The 21,298-nt window shown below is 39.9% G+C and carries 14 protein-coding genes and 1 pseudogene; all 15 read right to left on the bottom strand.

The genetic code is table 11. The annotated features are described in order from the left end of the window. Positions 1-8 precede the first annotated feature (8 nt). Positions 9-3,818 carry a response regulator gene (locus tag G586_RS23750; protein WP_051204901.1) on the bottom strand — a complete coding sequence of 1,270 codons (3,810 nt, stop codon included), beginning with the start codon at positions 3,816-3,818 and terminating at the stop codon, positions 9-11. A 150-nt stretch (positions 3,819-3,968) separates the two neighbouring features. Then, positions 3,969-4,463 (bottom strand): Gx transporter family protein, encoded by a 495-nt coding sequence (locus tag G586_RS0118015; RefSeq protein WP_026528831.1) that lies wholly within the window; start codon positions 4,461-4,463, stop codon positions 3,969-3,971. A 25-nt stretch (positions 4,464-4,488) separates the two neighbouring features. Beyond that, the gene (locus G586_RS0118010; RefSeq protein WP_026528830.1) at positions 4,489-4,866 is read right to left on the bottom strand and encodes a NusG domain II-containing protein; all 378 of its coding nucleotides are present in this window, start codon (positions 4,864-4,866) and stop codon (positions 4,489-4,491) included. Between the two features lie 156 nt (positions 4,867-5,022). Further along, positions 5,023-6,060, bottom strand: a pseudogene (locus G586_RS0118005) (branched-chain amino acid aminotransferase); the annotation flags it as partial. A 162-nt stretch (positions 6,061-6,222) separates the two neighbouring features. Continuing rightward, positions 6,223-7,641 carry an AI-2E family transporter gene (locus G586_RS0118000; RefSeq protein WP_026528828.1) on the bottom strand — a complete coding sequence of 473 codons (1,419 nt, stop codon included), beginning with the start codon at positions 7,639-7,641 and terminating at the stop codon, positions 6,223-6,225. Between the two features lie 40 nt (positions 7,642-7,681). Further along, positions 7,682-8,500, bottom strand: coding sequence for an Mrp/NBP35 family ATP-binding protein (locus G586_RS0117995; RefSeq protein WP_026528827.1), 819 nt, complete (start codon positions 8,498-8,500; stop codon positions 7,682-7,684). Between the two features lie 93 nt (positions 8,501-8,593). After that, the gene (locus G586_RS0117990; RefSeq protein ID WP_026528826.1) at positions 8,594-9,589 is read right to left on the bottom strand and encodes a glycosyltransferase family 2 protein; all 996 of its coding nucleotides are present in this window, start codon (positions 9,587-9,589) and stop codon (positions 8,594-8,596) included. Beyond that, the gene (gene leuD / locus G586_RS0117985) at positions 9,579-10,067 is read right to left on the bottom strand and encodes a 3-isopropylmalate dehydratase small subunit (protein ID WP_026528825.1); all 489 of its coding nucleotides are present in this window, start codon (positions 10,065-10,067) and stop codon (positions 9,579-9,581) included. The genes G586_RS0117990 and leuD overlap by 11 nt, the downstream gene beginning before the upstream one ends. Before the next feature lie 70 nt (positions 10,068-10,137). Further along, positions 10,138-11,403, bottom strand: a complete 1,266-nt coding sequence (leuC, locus tag G586_RS0117980; RefSeq protein ID WP_026528824.1) for a 3-isopropylmalate dehydratase large subunit — start codon at positions 11,401-11,403, stop codon at positions 10,138-10,140. Positions 11,404-11,484: 81 nt separating this feature from the next. Further along, positions 11,485-13,932, bottom strand: coding sequence for a YfhO family protein (locus G586_RS0117975; protein ID WP_026528823.1), 2,448 nt, complete (start codon positions 13,930-13,932; stop codon positions 11,485-11,487). 64 nt (positions 13,933-13,996) lie between these two features. Next, positions 13,997-15,025, bottom strand: a complete 1,029-nt coding sequence (gene ilvC, locus G586_RS0117970; RefSeq protein WP_026528822.1) for a ketol-acid reductoisomerase — start codon at positions 15,023-15,025, stop codon at positions 13,997-13,999. An 84-nt stretch (positions 15,026-15,109) separates the two neighbouring features. Beyond that, positions 15,110-15,625, bottom strand: coding sequence for an acetolactate synthase small subunit (gene ilvN / locus G586_RS0117965; RefSeq protein ID WP_026528821.1), 516 nt, complete (start codon positions 15,623-15,625; stop codon positions 15,110-15,112). A gap of 143 nt (positions 15,626-15,768) precedes the next feature. Further along, complete coding sequence (ilvN, locus tag G586_RS0117960) at positions 15,769-16,257, bottom strand: acetolactate synthase small subunit (protein WP_026528820.1); 489 nt, start codon at positions 16,255-16,257, stop codon at positions 15,769-15,771. A gap of 215 nt (positions 16,258-16,472) precedes the next feature. Then, a complete protein-coding gene (gene ilvB / locus G586_RS0117955) occupies positions 16,473-18,107 on the bottom strand; it encodes a biosynthetic-type acetolactate synthase large subunit (RefSeq protein ID WP_026528819.1) in 1,635 nt (544 codons plus the stop codon). Between the two features lie 297 nt (positions 18,108-18,404). Continuing rightward, positions 18,405-20,987: a homocysteine S-methyltransferase family protein gene (locus tag G586_RS0117950; RefSeq protein ID WP_026528818.1), complete on the bottom strand. Its 2,583-nt coding sequence runs from the start codon at positions 20,985-20,987 to the stop codon at positions 18,405-18,407. Positions 20,988-21,298: the final 311 nt, after the last annotated feature.

Genomic DNA, 21,298 nt, shown 5'->3' with positions numbered 1-21,298 from the left:
AAAAAGTATCAGCTAATGATTGAACTTATTTCATTCTTAATTTTATCATACCAAACGAAAATTTCGTCTGTTTTTTCTTCAATTACTGATAAATTGTTTTCTTTGCCTGCAAGCTCAAGTTCTCTTGCAAGTTCACTGAATTCCATCGCACCAATAAGTCTTGCTGAGCTCTTTAATGCATGAATTTCAATTATATAATTCTTTATATCCTTCTTTTCATAGAGCTCTTTGATTCTCTTCTTCTTGATATCAGCAGTTCTGATAAACATCTGCAAAATTGTTATATAGGCATCCTCAGAACCACAAAGAGGAATTGCTGCTTTAGTGTCAATATATGAAAGCTTTTCAAGGGCTCTAATCACTTCATTGTTGGATTCGCCACTGTCTGCGCTTTCAAAAATGGGTGATCCCGGTACGAATTCAATGATATCAGAATCTTCAAAGTTCTCATTTGAACCTATCGCAGTGTGAACCGGCTCAGGTGCCTTTGCCATAGTCTTTGTTTCTTTCTTGGGTTCTGCCTTCGCTTCTTCATAAGATATCTTATAATCAGGAAGATATTTACCAAGCATTTTTTCAAGAGCATTAGGATCTACAGGTTTTGACAGATAATCATTAAATCCTGCAGCAAGGTATTCCTCTCTTGCACCAACTACCGCATTTGCAGTAAGTGCAATAACAGTTGTATCCTTTCTTAGGATATTGTTCTTCCTAAGTTGTTCAAGAGTCTCGATACCATCCATTTCAGGCATCATGTGATCAAGAAGGACAATATCATAATGCTTCTTTCGAACCTCTTCGATACACTGAGCGCCGCTTGTAGCAAAATCAGGTGAAATTCTGTTTCTCTTTAGAAGTCCTTCTATTACAGCAAGGTTCATATCGTTGTCATCAACAACAAGAATATCCGCGTGATCAGCAACAAGGTATTTATCAGATGTTTCCTGTTCCTCGCTGACCACTGAATCAAGATTAAATTCACCGATATCGCCCCAGTCAGTAACTTTTTGCTTTAACTCAAAGGAGAATTCCGATCCTTCACCATAAACACTCTTTACTTCAAGATGACTTCCCATCATCTTTAGAAGACTTGTCACAATAGATATACCAAGTCCGGTTCCCTCAATATTTCTGTTTCTCTTCTCATCAAGTCTCTGGAAAAGAGCATTCAGCTTATCAATATCTGCATCCTTAATACCAATACCTGTATCCGTTACCTTAACATCAATCATCACATGCTCTTTTCCGCATGCACTTCCTGATACTGAAAGTGTAACACTACCCTTCTCGGTATATTTAACAGCATTTGTAAGAATATTAAGAATAATCTGCTTGATTCGTACGTCATCACCGTACATTCCTCTGGGAAGTCCGGGATCAATCTCAAGCTTAAGTTCAAGATCTTTGTTCTTGAACCTTGGAATTATCATATTAATTACATCATTTAAGAGATTTCTTGTTTCATAGTTAACAGCAATAATCTCGAGTTTACCTTCCTCAATCTTAGAGAAGTCAAGAATACTGTTAATTAGAGACAGCAGCGTTTTTGAAGCGCTTCGTATTTTCCTTGCATATCCCTTGATGTCATCTCTTGGACTCTCACGGAGTATCATTTCGTTCATACCGATAATCGCGTTAATTGGCGTCCTTATCTCATGAGACATCATGGCAAGGAAATCACTCTTTGCCTTTCCTGCTGCTATTGCGCTGTCTGCAGCCTCCTGAAGCTGATTATTCATCTCCTCCTGCCAGGTGATCAATCTGCCAAGAAGTCTGTAAACTACAATTACACACAAAAGAGATGCAAATAGAGCTATTGAGCCATATATTATGGTTCTTCCATATATACTGAGGAAATAGAATACAATGTAAACCTTAAAGCCTGAGTATTCATTCTCTGTAGCAAGCATAACTTTTAAATCATCATCATAATCTGTAAAGATCATGACGTCATCACCATCTGTTTTCACCTTCGAGTATGGAAGGTTTGCTATATTTGTGGTATTACCAACCCTCATTTGGTAGGTTCCATTAGGGTGATTTATTATCATTCCTCGGTTATCAGTAAGAAAAGCGTAATTCTTATCCGCATATGATTTTCCAAGAATATCAACAAGCTTATCCATGTAAAAATCAATACCGAAAACTCCAATAAATTCACCGGTTTTGTAGTTATATACCTTCTCCGAAATTGTGATGCAGTAAAGACCTGTTACAACATCAATGTAAGGACTGGAAATATTATATTTATAATCATTGTTTATTGCATCCATGTACCACTGTCTGTCTTCAACCCTGAAGTTTTCATCGGGTTTCCACCCGTTATTCATGTAAACAGTAGGCGAGAAATCTTTATTTGCAATATAAGTTGCTGAAACCTCTTCATAACGTGAAGTAATCTTATCCAGATATTCAATAGTAGCGTCATAATCATCAAGCAAGTCAGGATTTGTTGCTATATGTGAGCAAAACATGTCAAGAATGCTCTCCTGAGTAAGTACCCATTCAGAAACTGTATTATTGTACTCACCTACAATTTCACGCATTCTGGCTTTACACCATCTTGAAGTCATCCAGCTTATGGAAATTACACTAATAAGCATACTAAGTGCCATAAGACCCAGAATCAGATTCCTGAATCTGCTGCTTACTCTTGTATACTTTTTAACACTTTGCTTTGTACTCTTTTCTTTTTCTTCTTTTACATAATTTGAGTAACTGATTATCTGCTGAATACTTTCAGATAACTGTTTTGTTGCATCCTGAATAGCCTCAAATCTTGCTTCATAGTTTATGTCTTCATCAAAAGCTTTTGAGTTTGAGTTGTTCAAAATCTGATTTAAAGGAGATTTTAAGTCACCTGTAACTGCTCTTAGGAATTTGTCCTTAGAATCAAGCGCATCCTGAGCCTTTCTCTCATTAATCTTACTAATGTAATAAAGCATAAAGACAACGCTAAAAAGTATTGCATTAAGGACAATGGCTACAAACAGCCAGATATAAATAGCCCGATAGAGTTCCCAGTCATTTATACTGACAATAAGATACCATCTGGAATCCGTTCCTGTGGCAAAAAGATTGTTATTAAACAGTCCGTTCTTTATTCTGGACGAAACTGTTGTATCAGAGGTTTTGGCAAGCGCAAAAATACCGGCCAGATCGGGAAATGAATCCTGTAGTTTTGTGCCAACACTAGTAGTGTTACTACAAGCCGCTACTACTCCATCACCTGAAACCAGCACTGCCTCATTGTTATTAGATATGGATATTTTTTCAATCTCTTCTTGAATTTTCGCTAAGGAACAGTCTATAGCTATTACTATTCCTTTTGTAAGAAGTTCCTTTGATACTGTATAGCAAATATCACCGGTAACTATATCAGCATATGGATCGCTGACATAAATTGCTCCATTATTATTTATGGCACCTCTATACCAAATTCTTTCCGTAGCAACATATCCTTCAGTATCATTAAGATTAGGTATTATTTGAAAATCAGTGCCTGCAACATAAACATTAAAGCCCATACCGTTTGATTCTTTTGCGATTTCATCCTTTTTAGCATAGATGAACTCAGCAAGAGCATCCTTATCTTCCAACAACGGTTGCGCCTGAATAGCTATTTCTGATGTAGAATTTTTTGCGGAAATTATCCCTTTATCAAGCTCTGCCACAATACTTTCCAGCTGATAAGCTCCTGAATTTCGGGTCTCTTCAGCTGTCATGTTAAATACAAGCAAAGTATTTATGATTGTGACAATTATCAAAGCGATCAAAACTATGATAATTATTCCGGCTGTGCTTTTATTTTTTCGCACCGAAAATCCCTCATAAAAAAATCATGCTATCACATCATAAATCCACAAATAAATTATAAGTGTTTTTGAGCATCTACATTATAAAGTTTTTATTAAAAGGGGTTAAAAAATGTGCGAAAAAAAATAAATCAGAAAATAGGATGGGCATATCTAAGCCTTGAGAAGTTTGCTATATTTCATCATCGAATCAGCAATAAATCCATTGATAAAGCCGCATAAAGAACCGGCAATAAGAAGAACGGGCAAGTAATACATAATACCCGAGGTTTTTACAAGAAATGCAGCTATTAAAAGCTGACCTATATTATGGGCAACACCGCCGCATATACTTACTCCTCTTACATCCAAAATATCAGATTTTTTAACTATAGACATTGTGATAAAGCTTATAACTGCGCCTGCAATTGAAAACATGATTCCAAACATGCTGCCAAACAAAAGTCCTGTTAAAACGATTCTCAGTACATTTATCAAAATAGCTTCTTTTTCCCCATACAGGTAAAGAAGAAAAACAATTGCCATGTTTGGAAGTCCAAGCTTCATTCCGGGCACACCAAAAAAGAACGGAATCATGCTCTCTATATATGACAAAATCATTGCATAGGCCAGAACAAGGCCAAGTAAGGCGGTTTTCTTAGTCTTCATATAACCTGTATATAGTTCCGGGAAGTTATTTCGCAACGGAATCAACTTCGTCAGAATCTTCTCCTTTAATTGTAACTACAACCATATGAGGCAGACATATTATTGACTCACCGGATTTTGAAATAACACCCTGCGTAACGCAAAGCTTGTCCGGACAGTCAGCAGAGTCCATATAGCAAGAATTATCCTTTATAATTAGCTTATTTTCACCTTCTATTCCTTTTATGGTGTATTTACGATTTACAGATAACGGAAATGTTTTTATAACCTCACCGTTTACAGATATTTCAACAATATCCCCATTTTGAGCTGATATTCTGTTAAATGACATAAGTCCGAATGAAATAAGCAGGACTGCCAAAAGCAATATATATGTCATAATCTTCTTTTTTGAATTTTTCATAGATATCCCCAAACAAAACAAAATAAAAAAGATATATATCCGAATTACAAAGGCATAAATAAAAATACCTGCTGATATGAGAAACAGCTTAAATAATTATAATTTATGCGATTTGTAAATTCAAATATATATCCTTGCAATTGATTATGAAATCAATTATTTAATTACGTGTACCCATCCTTCAGGTGCATCAATTTCACCCATCTGGATACCTGTAAGAGTATCATACAGCTTCTGGATAACAGGTCCCATCTTTTCCATGCCTGATTCGAAGCAGATCTCCTTACCGTGGTCATTTATCTTACCAACAGGACTGATAACTGCAGCTGTTCCACAAAGACCCATCTCCTTGAAGTTTGATACTTCATCGATACGTACAGGACGCTCATCAACCTTAAGTCCAAGATAATCCTTTGCAACCTGAACGATTGATCTTCTTGTGATTGAAGGAAGGATTGAATCAGTAAATGACTTAGGAACTACAAGGTTACCGTCAGCATCTACGAATATGATATTTGCTCCGCCTGTCTCCTCGATATATGTTCTGCTCTGAGCATCAAGATATACGTTCTCAGCAAAGCCCTCTTCATGAGCTGTTACAATTGCATGAAGGCTCATTGCATAGTTAAGTCCGGCCTTGATGTTACCTGTTCCGTGCGGTGCAGCTCTGTCGAAATCACTTATCTTTACAACGATGGGCTTAGCGCCTCCCTTAAAGTAAGGGCCTACGGGAGTAACGAAAATTCTGAACTGATACTCATCAGCAGGCTTAACACCTATTACATTACCTGTTGCGAACATTAAAGGTCTGATATAAAGAGTAGCTCCGCTTCCGAAAGGCGGTACCCAATCTTCATTAGCCTTAACAACTTCTTCAACAGCCTTGATAAATCTGTCCTCAGGGAATGCGGGCATCTCAAGTCTGCTTGCGGAATCAACCATTCTCTTTGCATTGAGGTCAGGTCTGAAGCATACAATATGACCATCCTCAGTTGTATATGCCTTAAGGCCTTCAAAAACCTCCTGCGCATAATGAAGAACACCGGCATCCTCACTAAGAACTATCTTGGAATCTGTGGTAATCTCACCATCATCCCATTTTCCATCCTTAAAATTAGAGACATAACGATAATCCGTTACGTGATAATTGAAACCAATACTTGACCAATCCAAATTCTTTTTTCCCATACTACATTTGCTCCTTTGAAGTTTATATCACTAAGCCTATGTTTTTAGCACTTTAGTGCGACACATTTACAAATTATTATAGTTACATATAATCAAGTGTCAAGGCGCAATTTTAAGCATTAATATTTTAAGGTGTACATTACAAAATTAATGTCTTAAAGGATACTTTTATTTATCCTTTTTTACGTCTGTGTTTTCTTCATCATCACTAATGCTAACCGGATTAGGCGTAGCAGGAACTACCTGTTCAATATACTTCTTGCTCTTCTTATAGATTTTGAAAATCTTTCGCCAGGATGAGGACTCATTATGTACATAATATTTTGAATTATCAGCTTCATCCAAAGTAACAATTCCATTCTCATCCATGTATGCAGTATCGATATAAGTTGAAGTATCTCTTGGTAGTTTCTTGTCTCGCAATCTCTTTAGGGTGATATGCCCAATAAGTGCATAAATGCAAGCAAATACAGGAACACCTATTAGCCATCCAATAGGCCCCCATACTCCACCGAAAAACATAATCGCAAAGATAACCCAAAAGCCTGACAAACCTGTTGAGTTACCAAGGATAAGAGGCCCCAGTATGTTTCCATCAATCTGCTGAAGTACAACAATAGCTATAAGGAACATCAGTGCTTTAATAGGATTGATCATTATAAGAAGCACAAGACCAAAGCCGCCACCTATGTACGGGCCAAAGAAAGGGATTATATTTGTAAGGCCCACACAGAAGGCAAGTACGATCGGATAAGGAATTTTCAAGATCTTCATCGCTATGAAGCAGATAATTCCGACAATCAGCGAATCTACAAGCTTTCCCATTACAAAGCTTGTAAATGTGTGGTGGGCATATCTGAATGCACCTATGACTTCGTTGGCGAAATCCCTTTTAAGATATGCATAGCAGAGCTTCTTACCCTGCCCGATAAATGTCTCTTTCGAATTCAAAACATAAACAGCGACAACTGTTCCAACGATCAGATAAAGAAAAATCTGAATAATACTCATCATACTCTTTGAAATAGTTGAAATCATTGAGGATAGATTTGGTACAAAGCTTTCCTTTAACAGATTCGTAACATTAGTCGAATACTCCTGCAAAAGAGAATCCATAACCCTTCTGACAGAAGGATTATCATTTAGATATTTATCCATAAACCTCTGAAGGTTTGCGGCATAAAACGGGAAATTTCGAATAATATCTCTGATACTTCTGATCAGCTGAGGAATAAGAATCATCAGCATCGCATAGAGAAGTGCAAAGAAAAGAATCATTGTAGCTGCTACAGAAAAGCTTCTAACCTTTTTTCTTTTTTTGAGATGCTGAGGATTTTTTAGATCAATACCTTTAAGATTATAAAGAGGATAAATCCATCTTCTTTCAATAGTATTCAGGACAGGCGTAAGAATATAACCTATGACACAGCCTATGATGATGGGAGTCAGTATGGAAAGGAGCTGGCTTAAACCCTTAGCCAGATTACCACCTTTGAAAATAACATAATACATAAGCATAATGACAAAGCTGCAAAAAATTACACAAGCCATTATACTTAACTGTTTTTTCCCCGGTTTCCATCTCATAACAGACATCCCCCATAAGCTACTTTTTTATATTATTATTTTATAAATTCTCGAGTTTATATACAAGACTATCCATGAAATCAGCGTCATATTCTTCTATCTTACCCGCATCGCATTTTTCTGTGAATGTGGGATCAAGAGGAATTCTTGCTAAAACATCAAGGCCGTTTGCTGCTGCATAAGAGTCAATCTTGCTCTCACCAAATACATAGATCGGCTTGTCACAGTGAGGGCAATTCATGTAGCTCATATTCTCAACAAGACCTAAAACAGGCACGTTCATCATCTTTGCCATATTCACTGCCTTCTCAACGATCATGGATACAAGCTCCTGAGGAGTTGAAACAACAATTATTCCGTCAACAGGAAGTGACTGGAATACTGTGAGCGGTACATCGCCGGTTCCGGGAGGCATATCAACGAACATATAATCAATGTCGCCCCATGCGGCCTCTCCCCAGAACTGCTTAACAACGCCTGCAATAACAGGTCCTCTCCAGATAACCGGATCGGTATCATTTTCCATTAAAAGATTTATTGAAACAATCTTGATTCCATTATCGGATTCAGCAGGAATCATATTGCCGGCATCATCTGCGTATTTAATCTGAGCAGCCCCAAACATCTTAGGGATTGAAGGTCCTGTAATATCCGCATCAAGAACAGCTGTCTTATAGCCCTTCCTGTTCATTGCACAGGCAGAAAGTCCTGTAACAAGACTCTTACCAACACCGCCCTTACCACTTACTACTCCGATGACCTTTTTTACATTTGATCCATCTGCAAGCTTAACTCTAAAGCTCTCTTCGCTCTCCTTCTTAAAATCCGCAGGAGTTTTCTTTTTCTTTTCTTCTGACATTTCTATAACCTCTTAAAAAAATAGTTCATGCATTGAACCCTAAATCACAATGCATTTTAGCGCCATAATATATGGCAAATAAGGAAAACCTTATCATCTTATAATTTTAACATCAGTGAGATTTACCTTATCTTCTGCATCACCAAGATACTCACTTATTATATATCTTGGTCTGTTTTTTGTCTCAAGATATATCTTACCGACGTACTCACCTATTACTCCAAGTGAAATCATTGTAAGACCACCTGTGGCCCAAATAGATAAAACGGTTGTGGTCCATCCCGGGATTGTATTACCGGTAAAGTGTCTCACCAGTGAGTAGATCAGGATTACAATACTAACTGAAAAAATCAGGACTCCAAGACCAGAGATCATTCTTATAGGTTTAACACTCAGAGATGTAATGCCTTCAAATGCAAAAGATAGCATCTTCATAAGAGGATATTTGCTCTCTCCTGCAAATCTCTCTGATCTCTCATAGTAAACAATATCCGTCTTTAATCCCACCATGGGAACTATTCCTCTAAGGAACAGATTCACCTCTGTGAACTCGGATAGCATCTCCAGTGCAGTTCTGCTCATCAATCTGAAATCAGCATGGTTGTAGACAATATCTGCGCCCATCTTATTCATCAATTTATAATACTGTTGTGCCGTACCTCTTTTAAAAGCAGTATCGGTTTCTCTGCTGCTTCTTACTCCAAAAACAATCTCAGCACCCTGCTTATACTTTTCGAGCATCTCATCGATAGCTCCAATATCGTCCTGAAGATCGGCATCCATAGATATTGAGACGTCACAAACACTTCTCACAGTCATAAGACCTGCGAGAAGTGCGTTCTGATGTCCTCTGTTTCTTGATAGTTTAACACCCTGAAAAATAGGATTCTTTTTATGCAGATCATCGATCATCTGCCAGGTGTTATCCTTTGAACCATCATCAACAAAAACCACTCTGCTTGAGCCTGATATGATGTTTTTGCTGATAAGGTCATTAAATTTTTCTTCCAGTCTCCTGGATGTTTCAGGTAAAACCTCCTGCTCATTGTAGCAGGGAATCACCATGAATAATCTGATATCATTTTGCATTGATATAATTTACCAGTCCTTCGCTGTCAATTATTTTCTGCATAAAGGGAGGGAAAGCCTGTCCCTGATATGTCTTACCGGTGGTCTCATCGGTAATAACACCTGTATCAAAATTGATGCTGACAGTATCACCTGCAGCTATCTCTGTTGCTGCTTCCTTGCACTCAACGATCGGAAGCCCGATGTTAATACTGTTTCTGTAAAAAATACGTGCAAAGGTCTCTGCAATAACACAGGAAACACCGGCAGCTTTTATGGCAATAGGTGCATGCTCTCTTGAAGATCCGCAGCCAAAGTTCTTATTGGCAACAATGATGTCGCCCTCTTTTACATTCTGAATAAAGGTCTTATCTATATCCTCCATGCAGTGAGCTGCAAGCTCAGCATGATCTGTTGTGTTCAGATATCTTGCAGGGATGATTACGTCAGTATCGACATTATCCCCGAATTTGAAAACTTTTCCTTTAGCTTCTTTCATGATAGTTCCTTTCTGTTTTTATGCCTTCTCCCTTCCGAGAGAAGGTGCCCGAAGAGCTGATGAGAGTCAATTACAGTTCGGAGGGCTGAGACAGCTTACCAGTCACAGCACTTGCAGCAGCTACAGCAGGAGAAGCAAGATAAATCTCCGAATCGGTAGCGCCCATTCTTCCTACAAAGTTTCTGTTGGTTGTCGATACACATCTCTCACCTGAAGCAAGAATTCCCATATAACCGCCAAGGCAAGGTCCGCAGGTAGGCGTGGAAACAACAGCGCCTGCTTCAATGAATATCTTAAGAAGTCCCTCTTCCATTGCCTGCATATAAATAGCCTGCGTTGCAGGGATGATAATGCATCTTATGCCGTCAGCAACCTTTCTGCCCTTAAGAATCTCAGCTGCCATTCTGATATCATCTATACGTCCGTTTGTGCAGGATCCGATAACAACCTGATCAATCTTAATCTCATCAATATCATCGAATGTATGAGTATTCTCAGGAAGATGCGGAAATGCAACGGTTGATTTCAGCGAGCTAAGGTCAATAGTATATTCCTCATCATATTCAGCATCAGGATCAGCCTCAAAGGTCTTATATTCTTTTCCTGCAGCATGCTCCTTAAGATACTCGATAGTCTTCTCATCTACAGGGAAAATACCGTTCTTTCCGCCGGCCTCGATTGCCATGTTGGCGATAGTAAATCTATCATCCATAGAAAGAGCCTTAACGCCCTCGCCTGTAAACTCCATGGATTTATAAAGAGCACCATCAACACCGATCATGCCGATGATATGAAGGATCACGTCCTTACCGCTTACATACTTAGGAAGCTCTCCCACAAGATCAAACTTTATAGCTGAGGGTACCTTAAACCATGCCTTACCGGTTGCCATTCCGGCAGCCATATCAGTTGAACCTACACCTGTACTGAATGCGCCAAGTGCACCATAGGTACATGTATGAGAATCCGCGCCGATAATAAGGTCTCCGGGAAGCGTTAATCCTTTTTCCGGTAAAAGTGCATGCTCAATACCCATCTGTCCAACTTCAAAATAGTTGGTGATGGAATTTCTCTTTGCAAACTCTCTTACGCATTTGCAATTCTCAGCTGACTTAATATCTTTATTGGGAACAAAATGATCAGGTACAAGCGCTATCTTGTCCTTATCAAAGACACTCTTAGTATTAAATTTTTCCATCTCCTTGATGGCAACAGGACTGGTTATATCGTTACCAAGAACAAGATCAAGATCAGCCTCAATAAGCTGTCCCGGCTTAACCTCGGTAAGTCCTGCATGTGCTGCCAGAATCTTCTGGCTCATAGTCATTCCTGCCATTAAATTAACTCCCCACCTTTCAAAAAACTCAGATAAAATCTCACTAAACCGCTTTATACATCTTGAATAAAGATACCATATTCAGCGATTTTTGTAAAAATGACAAATTGCTACATATATACATAAAAGCACTATTCCTATAATGCTTATTATGAATCCTTCAAAAAATCCTGCCGGAATATAATCCGCTCTTATTTCGTGTACTCCGGGGGACAATTTTATCGCCATCATTCCGTAATCTGCGTTAATTATTTCTGTCTTTTTACCGTCTATTTTAACGGTAAAGCCCTTCATGTTAGGCACAGAAAAAAACAGCAGTTTATCGGAATTAACATTGCTTGTCATGGCATAGAAACCTTTTGTATCGGTTTCAAATTTCTGACAGGCTGAATTTCTTCTTTCCTCACAATTATTTACAAATACATCAAATGCAAGAGGCTCTGTGTAATAGGCTTCCGGCAACTCTTTTAAAAACTCGCTGTATTTGTCCACATCATCATCTGACAAAACGACAGCAACCGAGAGAAGGTGATCCTTTATCTCAATATCATCAATTGCTTCAAAGTCGGATTCCCTGATGCAGTAATCATATGTAAAGCCCATAGGTATATAATTCAAATTCTGGTATATATCTATGCCATTTTGAGAATCGTATAAATAGAATCCCTGGATTCCGTTTCCTGTCTTGAAGATGCCCTCTTCATTTATAAGAGAATTCTCAAAATAATACTTCTGTGACAATATAGCCCTAAGACCGATATTGAACTCAGGTATTCTCGTCTCAACTGTCCTGTCAATTTCCCCTGTTCCATAAAGAAAATCAAAGGTCGGTGCAGGTATCGTACTTATAAAGCTGTGAAGCGAACCATACCCCCAGAACATATCGTAATTGGTAGCCGTGTTATCGGTTTCGGTTCTGAAAAAATCATTATCTTCAGGAAGGTCCGGGCTTGAATCAATCATCTGCGCCTGCCACTGTTCTTTACCGAAATCAGTAATAAGACCGCTGCCATTTTTCAAAACAATATGAAGAGAAATGATAGATGCTATCGCAGTAAAAATGAAAAGCACTTCAAGTCTCATGATAGGGCGCTTCAATTCTATGCCTTCTCCTGAGGAAAAAGGAAGCTTTATCCTTCTTACGCATTTTGGAACAACGAATACCGAAACTATCAGCATGATCATCATGATCGCAGTTCCGATCACATCTCTCCAGTAGATCTTTTCATTCTGTATGAGTCCAAAGTTTACAACCTCATGATAGTCATTGTATGAAGGAAGCAGTGAAATTCCCAGAATGATTATGAAAAGTCCGCAGGTTGTTAATGTGCCGATTTTCAGCTCTCTGGATTTTCCTCTTTCAATAGCCTTAGCTGTCAGAAGCGACATAAACAGAATAGGCATATAAAACCATCTTGCATAGTAGCTCTCATTCATAAGTGAGAAAACTGCATTAAGCCCAGGAATTAGTGCAAAAACAAGACAGACAAGCATCAGTCTCCTATATACACTTTTCTTTTTCATTAGGCAATATGCAATGACGCCCGACAATCCAAAAAGCGGCAAGAATACAGCAAGAGAAGCATTTTTAACAGGTGAAGTGTAAAATACAGTACCCTTTCCGATTATGTCCGGAATCATGACCATGCTCTTTAGGATATCCCAAAGCATGTTCATACTGGAATATGACACAACATCATAGCCGATGAGAATATTATTTAGTCTGTTGTTGCCAGCAACTCCCATCACAGCCTGCAGGACATAGAATGCCGGTACCATAACACCCAGTATTCCGCCCGCCAAAGCTCTAAGGAACATTCTGATATTTGTCCTTAATGAATTTCCGGGAATATAGCAAATGACAAAATAAAGAATCAAAAATATTACTTCACCAAAAAAGAAATAATAATTGATAACAGCCATGTACGCTGTCATAAGCGTAAACTGGATAAATCTCTTTTTACCGAGCTTAAATATCCACAGATCCTTATGATGATCTATTTCCATAAGCCTGTCGAAGGTAAGCAGATACAGCGGAAAGAACGCTACAACATCTGTAAAATGATTAAATACAATGTTGCAGGCATTAAAACCGGAAAAAGCATATAGAAGTGCTCCGATCATTGCGGAATCATCGCGAATGACCTTCCTTCTGATATAAGCATATGCTGTAATGGAACAGACTGAATATTTCAATGCCATCAAAAACGGCATCATATATGGAATAAAGCTTTCGGGAAACGGAACTGTCAGCCAGAAAAAAGGACTCCCAAGAAGATAAAATGAAAAGCTTCCAATGAGAGAGCTTCCAAAATCCACGTTCCATAAATAAAACAGGTTGCCACTTCTTACAGCTCTGTGTGCCACAGTATAAAAGGGAATCTGTTGTACGTTATAATCTCCGTAATAGAAAAACGGCATGCCTCTTTCTATGAAGAAAGGCAAAACCGCCACCATATACATACTGAATGAAAGAAGAAAAAGCTGCAGTGCCCGTTTACGAAACGGTCTTTTTTTATAGTATTCCATACTCTTCCAAAATGAGCTGCCGTTTTCGCGGCAGCTCTCCTTTTAAGTGATTTATTGGTTTTTATCAGTTGTTGATAAGCTTATCGCTCTCGTTGTTCCAGCTGTAAAGCTTTCTGATCTCAGCACCAACCTGCTCTGCGGGATGCTCAGCTGCAAGTTTTCTCATAGCCTGGAAGTGAACCTGTCCGCCTGCCTCACTCATATCAAGAAGGAATTCCTTAGCAAAAGTACCATCCTGAATGTCAGCAAGGATCTTCTTCATTGTCTTCTTGGTCTCCTCAGTAACAAGCTTAGGACCTGTGATGTAATCACCGTACTCAGCTGTGTTGGAGATTGAATATCTCATTCCTGCAAAACCTGACTGATAGATAAGATCAACGATCAGCTTCATCTCGTGTACACACTCGAAGTATGCATTTCTCGGATCGTAGCCAGCCTCAACAAGTGTCTCAAAACCAGCCTGCATAAGTGCACATACACCGCCGCAAAGAACTGCCTGCTCACCAAAGAGGTCTGTCTCAGTCTCTGTTCTGAATGTTGTCTCAAGAATACCTGCTCTTGCTCCGCCGATACCTGCGCCATAAGCAAGTGCCTTATCAAGTGCCTTACCTGTAGCATCCTGGTAAACAGCTACGAGACAAGGTGTTCCCTTACCTGCCTGGTACTCACTTCTTACTGTGTGGCCGGGAGCCTTGGGAGCGATCATTGTTACGTCAACATCCTTCGGAGGCTGAATAAGTCCGAAATGAATATTGAAACCGTGAGCGAACATAAGCATGTTGCCTGCCTCAAGGTTGGGCTCGATGTCTTCCTTGTACATCTTAGCCTGCTTCTCATCGTTGATAAGAATCATGATCACGTCAGCCTTCTTAGCAGCTTCTGCTGTTGTATAAACCTCGAGTCCCTGTGCCTCAGCCTTAGCCTTGCTCTTAGAACCCTCATAAAGTCCTACGATTACCTTGCATCCTGACTCCTTAAGATTAAGCGCATGGGCGTGTCCCTGAGAACCATAACCGATAATCGCAATTGTCTTACCCTCTAAAAGTGAAAGATTACAATCTTCCTGATAGAAAATACGTGCATCCTGTGACATGTCTCTTACCTCCGTAAATATATATGTTTTTATATAGCTGCGAAAATCCTGAAATTTTCGAAGTTAACTTTTGCTAGTGAGCTCTCACATTTTCTCGAGCTCTTCTATCGAAATAACCTTGTCGGTACCTCTTCCGAGTCCTGCGATACCTGTTCTTGCAAGCTCAAGTATCTCCTTGCCCTCAAGCATTTTTAAAAGAGCATCAACCTTGGACTGGTTACCGGTGATCTCGATAATAAGTGATTCGGGAGTAACATCGATGATATTAGCTCTGAAAATTCCGGCGATAGTGATAAGGCTATCTCTCTCCTTCTCACCTGCGCGAACCTTGACAAGAGCAAGCTCTCTGTAAACACTCTCCTCGGGCTCAAGCTCATGAATATCCCTTACATCGATCAGCTTGGAAAGCTGCTTCTCAATCTGATCAAGGATCACATCATCACCTGATGTAACTATTGTTATTCTGGTATAATTGGGATCTGCTGTAGTTCCGGCAGTTATGCTCTCGATGTTATAACCACGTCTTGCAAAAAGACCTGAAATTCTGGTAAGTACGCCGGATGTATTATCAACAAGCAGCTGAAAGACTTTTCTTTTCATACCCCTCCAACTCATTCAAATCATAATTTTATAGAATTACTTTTTAGTTCTTCCCGTAACCCTATACTAAGCGATTATATTAGCATTTAAGTTCAAAGTCAACGAAATACTTTTTTAAATTAAAACTTTAAAGCATTAAATTTTTATTTATCGCCTTCACAACATTTTGTAAGGGCCACAGTTCCTGTTCGAGCCATCTCTACAATTGAGACAGTTCTTAGCATTTCAATGAAAACACCAACCCTCTCAGGGGTGTCGCATATCTGAATTATCATCATGTTCTTGCTCATATCGACAATCTGCGCCTTCATTATGTCGCAGTTCTCCATGATGTCTCTTCTGTTTTCTCTGTTGTATCGCACCTTTAGAAGTGTGAGCTCTCTGCAGATGCTCATGCTCTCTTTAAAGGTTTTTACCTTTATGACATCGAGCTTCTTATTGAGCTGTTTTTCTATTTGCTCTATTGTTCTCTCATCTCCACTTGAGACGATTGTCATGCAGGACACATCCTTGGAATTGGTCTCGCCTACAACAAGGGAATCGATATTAAAATTTCTTCTTGAGAAAAGACCTGCCACTTTGGAAAGTACACCGGCGTGATTCTCAACGAGTACTGAATATATTCGTTTCATGTTTGCTCCTTTACCCCTCATCCGACGCTTCGCGCCACCTTCCCCCCAAGGGGAAGGCAATGATTTAAAGTCTCCCCCCAAGGGGAAGATAATGATTTAAAGCTTTCCCCCAAGGGGAAGGCAATGATTTAAAGCTTTCCCCCCAAGGGGAAGGCAATGATTTAAAGCCTTCCCCCTCCGGGGGAAGGTGGCAGCGAAGCTGCCGGATGAGGGCCTTATTTTGCAAGATCCATAGGGTCAACAACAACTTCACACAACACACATTCATCCTTCTTCATAAGCTCATCAATAAGAGCTTCCGCCTCTGCCTGAGAAGATGCTCGAAGATATTTCATTTCATATGCCTCAGCGATTTTGTCGAGCTTAGGTGTGTTGTGAAGTTCTACCATGTTGTAGCGGTCATCAAGCTTATAGTGCTGATACTCACGAACCATTCCAAGATAACCGTTGTTAAAGACAATAAGTGCTACGTTCATTCCATACTGTCTCATTGTGGAGAGTTCCATCATGGACATCTGGAATGCACCATCACCCATAACGGCCACAACCTTCTTCTTTGGAGCTGCATATTTTGCTCCAAAGGCAGCAGGGATCGAGTAGCCCATGGTACCCATTCCACCTGATGTAAGGAATCTTCCCTCTCTTACAAGGTGCCATCTGCAGGACCAAATCTGGTTCTGTCCAACGTCAGCAACATAAATGGCATCCTTAGGCAGCTTTCTTGAGAGGTTTTGTAAAAACTGCATAGGATCAACATACTTATCAGTATCAATCTCAGGCCTCTTTTCAGGCATGTCGACCTTATACTGATTAAGAGTCTTTATCCACTCTGTTCTCTCGTGGATCAGATCCTCCTTATCCTCGAATTCATTTATCTTTTTGAAAATATGCTTTATATCACCTACAAGAGGAATGTTGGGGCCTGCATTTTTACCAATCTCAGCAGGGTCAACATCAATATGGATAAGAACCTTGTTCTCTGTGATTAGATCAGGTCTGTTAACTGCTCTGTCCGCTACTCTTGCTCCAACCATTAAAAGAAGATCAGATTCGTTAAGAGCCCTGTTTGCGCAGGGTCTTCCGTTATTTCCAACCATTCCGAAATAGTATGGATCCTCTGATGCCATTACGCCAATTCCCATCATTGTTGAAACAACAGGAATGCAGTTATCCTTAACAAATTTCCTTATCTCATCGACAGCGCCTGATAGGTGGACACCGCCACCAACGCAGATAATAGGTCTTGTAGCCTTAGCAAGCTCCTTTACGACCTTTTTTATCTGAACAGCATTACCCTCAACAGTAGGCTTGTAGGTTCTCATGTTAATCTTCTCGGGATATGAGAATTTGCTGATTTCCTGCTGCTGAACATCTATCGGGACATCAATAAGAACAGGTCCCTTTCTACCTGTATTGGCAATATAGAAAGCTTCCTTCATGATCCTGGGAATGTCGTTAACATCCCTAATGAGATAGCTGTACTTAACAAATGATTCGGCAGCTCCTGTGATATCAGCCTCCTGGAAAACATCACTTCCGATAAGTTCCGAATTAACCTGACCTGTTATGCAGACAAGAGGAATACTGTCTGCATATGCTGTTGCAATACCTGTAATAAGATTAGTTGCGCCGGGGCCACTGGTAACGGCACATACGCCTACCTTGCCGCTTATTCTCGCGTATCCGCTTGCGCAGTGAGCTGCATTTTGCTCAGTTCTAATAAGTATCTGTTTTACGTTTGTCTCGCCCAGAGCATCGTAAAAGGGAGCTATTGCGACTCCGGAGTAGCCAAAAACAACATCAACTTTTTCTTCCAACAAACACTTAACTATCGCCTCAGAACCGTTCATTAAGTTCCTCCTATTGTTTATAGGGTCGTCTTAGGCATCATATACCTTTTGCGCCTCATTGCTTACGCACAATCGGCTTAAAAGGTATATAATGTCCTAAGGCTCTTCCTAGAAATAATTTAGTAAGAATGATTTTGATTATTAATATATTAAATAACAAATAATCGTATACGTCAAAGTGTCACAATTCTCATAGATAAGTTTTAATAAATGCCATGGTCTTATCTACTACTTCATTATTTTCAAGATATACATAGATAGCATTTATTAGGTTTCATTGTCTACATAATCACTTTTTTATTTATCCTCGTCGATGACACCTAGGATTTTTTTGACTACGCGGACGCAGTTGGCTGCGTCGGATGAGTAGCCGTCTGCACCGATTTCCCATGCGTAGTCTTCTGTTACGACTGCGCCGCCTATAATTATCTTTGCGGTACAGTTTTTCTCAGCTGCAAGTTTAACCACGTTTTTCATTTCCTGCATGGTTGTTGTCATAAGAGCTGATAATGCGATGATCGATGCGCCTTCTGCAAGTGCAGTATCCACGATTTTTTCACTTGGAACATCTTTTCCAAGATCTATTACATTAAAGCCATGGTTCTTAAGCATCAAAGCAACCAGGTTTTTACCGATATCATGGATATCTCCATGAACAGTTGCGATAATTATGGTTTCTTTAGCTTTACCGCCATCACCCTCAGCTTCCTTAAGCAGTGGCTCAAGAACACCGATACTCATCTTCATTGTTTCAGCACTGGCAATAAGCTGAGGAAGGAAATATTTTCCTTTATCAAAAAGCTCACCAACCTCATTTATTGCAGGCATAAGAACATCATTCAAAAGCTGTTTGGGATCGCATCCGGCAGCAATGGCTTCCTTAGTATCCTTCTCAACAGTCTTTTTGCTGCCCTTCATAACGTCCTTCTTAATCAGCTTCAAGAAAGCATCCTGAGGATTCTCAGGTGTAACTTCTTTGCCGTCATTTGAAGTGCTATTTCCGGAAGCATTTTTATCTGAAGAAGGCGTAACACCTACAGCCTGCAGCGTCTGTCCTTTAGGAACGCATGCGACAGTGACGTTCATTCCGTCATAGCGGTCCATTCTCTCTATGTACCTTATGTCAGCCTCTTCCTTATGTCTTAAGAGATCAGAAGCAAAAGCACTGTTTACAAGAAGCTCCTGCGAAGGATTGCATATAGCCATTGTTAGGCCGTTCGCAATAGCCATTGTAAGGAAGGCTGTATTTATAAATGCTCTCTGCGGAAGTCCAAAGGAAATATTTGATAATCCGCAGATAGTTGCAAGTCCGTTTTCTTTGCAATATGCGATAGTTGAAAGTGTCTCAAGTGCAGCGTTGGGATTTGCTCCGATTGTTGCTACAAGGCCATCGACAACTATGTCTTCTTTTGTAAGGCCTAATTTGTAAGCTTTATCGCACAGGGTGTCAATGAACTCATGCTTTTCCTCAAGACTTGTGGGTAGTCCCTTAGGGCCTACTGGAAGTGCTATGAACATCGCACCATATTTCTTGGCAAGCGGTAGAAATCTCTCAGCTTTATCCTTTTCCAAAGAGATAGAGTTAATAAGAGCTCTTCCGGGATACTTCCTAAGAGCCATCTCCATGGTCTTCTCATCACTTGTATCTATGCATAACGGAAGTGATGTAAGCGGAATAAGCTCATCAAGTACATCACTCATCAGCTGCTTCTCATCAACTCCGCTCATTCCAACGTTTACATCAAGAATGGCTGCTCCGTCTTCCTCCTGCTTTGCGGCAAAATCGCAAACCATTGATAGATTGCCTTCTCTAAGCTCAGCCTGGAGCTTCTTTTTACCGGTGGGATTAATTCTCTCACCGACAATCATGAAGGGATCGTCCATTCCAAATGAAATGCTCTGTCTTTCACTGGTAAGGAATCTTACACCCTTCTGTTTTCTTGTAAACTTTCTTCCATCCGGATACTCTAAAGTCTCAGGAAGGTTGTCTTCTCCGCCTTCAGAAACCCCATATCTATCATGAAGCCCTTTAATATATTCAATACCTGTTCCACAGCATCCGCCGATAACTGTTGCTCCTGCTTTTATAAGCTTTTCCATCTCAGGAACAAATCTCTCACACTCCATGTCATATGATGTAGATCCGTCAGGATTCATCACAGGAAGTCCGGCATTTGGCTTTGCAATAATAGGAATATTTGTTACAGAAGCCATGTCGGCAATTATATCGCCCATGGTATCAGGGCCTGCACCGCAGTTTGCACCTACGGCAGCAGCTCCTAATGATTCAAGAACAATGGCAGCAGTTTTTGCATCTGTACCAAAAAGTGTCCTGCCGTCAGATTCAAAGGTAAGAGTCACCATGACAGCGATATCCGATACTTCCTTAGCTGCGATAAGTGCTGCCCTGCATTCCTGAAGACTAAGCATTGTCTCCACAACAATAAGGTCAACTCCTGCCTTACAAAGAATTTCTATCTGTTCCTTATAAATTTCGATAAGCTCTTCAAATTCCAGATCGCCCATGGGCTTAAGCTGACGTCCGGTCATTGTCACGTCACCTGCAACAAGGGCTTTACCCGCTGCGCTTTCCTTTGAATACTCTACAAGCTTTGTGTTGATTTCTTCTATTCTGTCTTCAACACCAAAATATTTAAGCTTTACTCTGTTGGCTGTAAAGGTGGGAGCATAGATAATATCACTACCTGCATCCACATAACTCTTCTGGAGACTTTTTATTACATCGGGATGATCGAGAATCCATGTTTCAGGGCAGACACCACCTGCCATACCGCCTTTTATTAGATAAGTTCCTGTTGCTCCGTCAAGGAACGCCAATTTCTTTTTGCTAAAATAACTAATTAATTCTTCTTTTGTCATACTTTTTATCATTCCTTTCACTTCGCTCAGGCACAAACATGGAATGAAAAAATCTGTCTGTGCATCCCCTCTACATTTTCTCAATAAAGCCTTATACTATACTAAGGAACAGCGGTATACTACAGAGCACGAGAGGAGGTGTGGCGAAGTAGTTTATTTCGACCCCGTATACTTATATGTGTCGTCGCCCTCACAAGTACAAACAAGTGGGACATTGAGCCCGGACTCTTAGCATTGGTATAAGCCAACTTATATAGTCACAGGACGACAGTCAATGCTGCTGTTCCCTTTTCAGTAAAGGTGGTGATCTA

Origin of the sequence: Butyrivibrio sp. VCD2006 (assembly GCF_000423925.1) — a bacterium.
GTDB lineage: Bacteria > Bacillota > Clostridia > Lachnospirales > Lachnospiraceae > Butyrivibrio.
The sequence above is the reverse complement of the archived record's forward strand: the minus strand, read 5'-3'. Positions and strand labels throughout refer to the sequence as shown.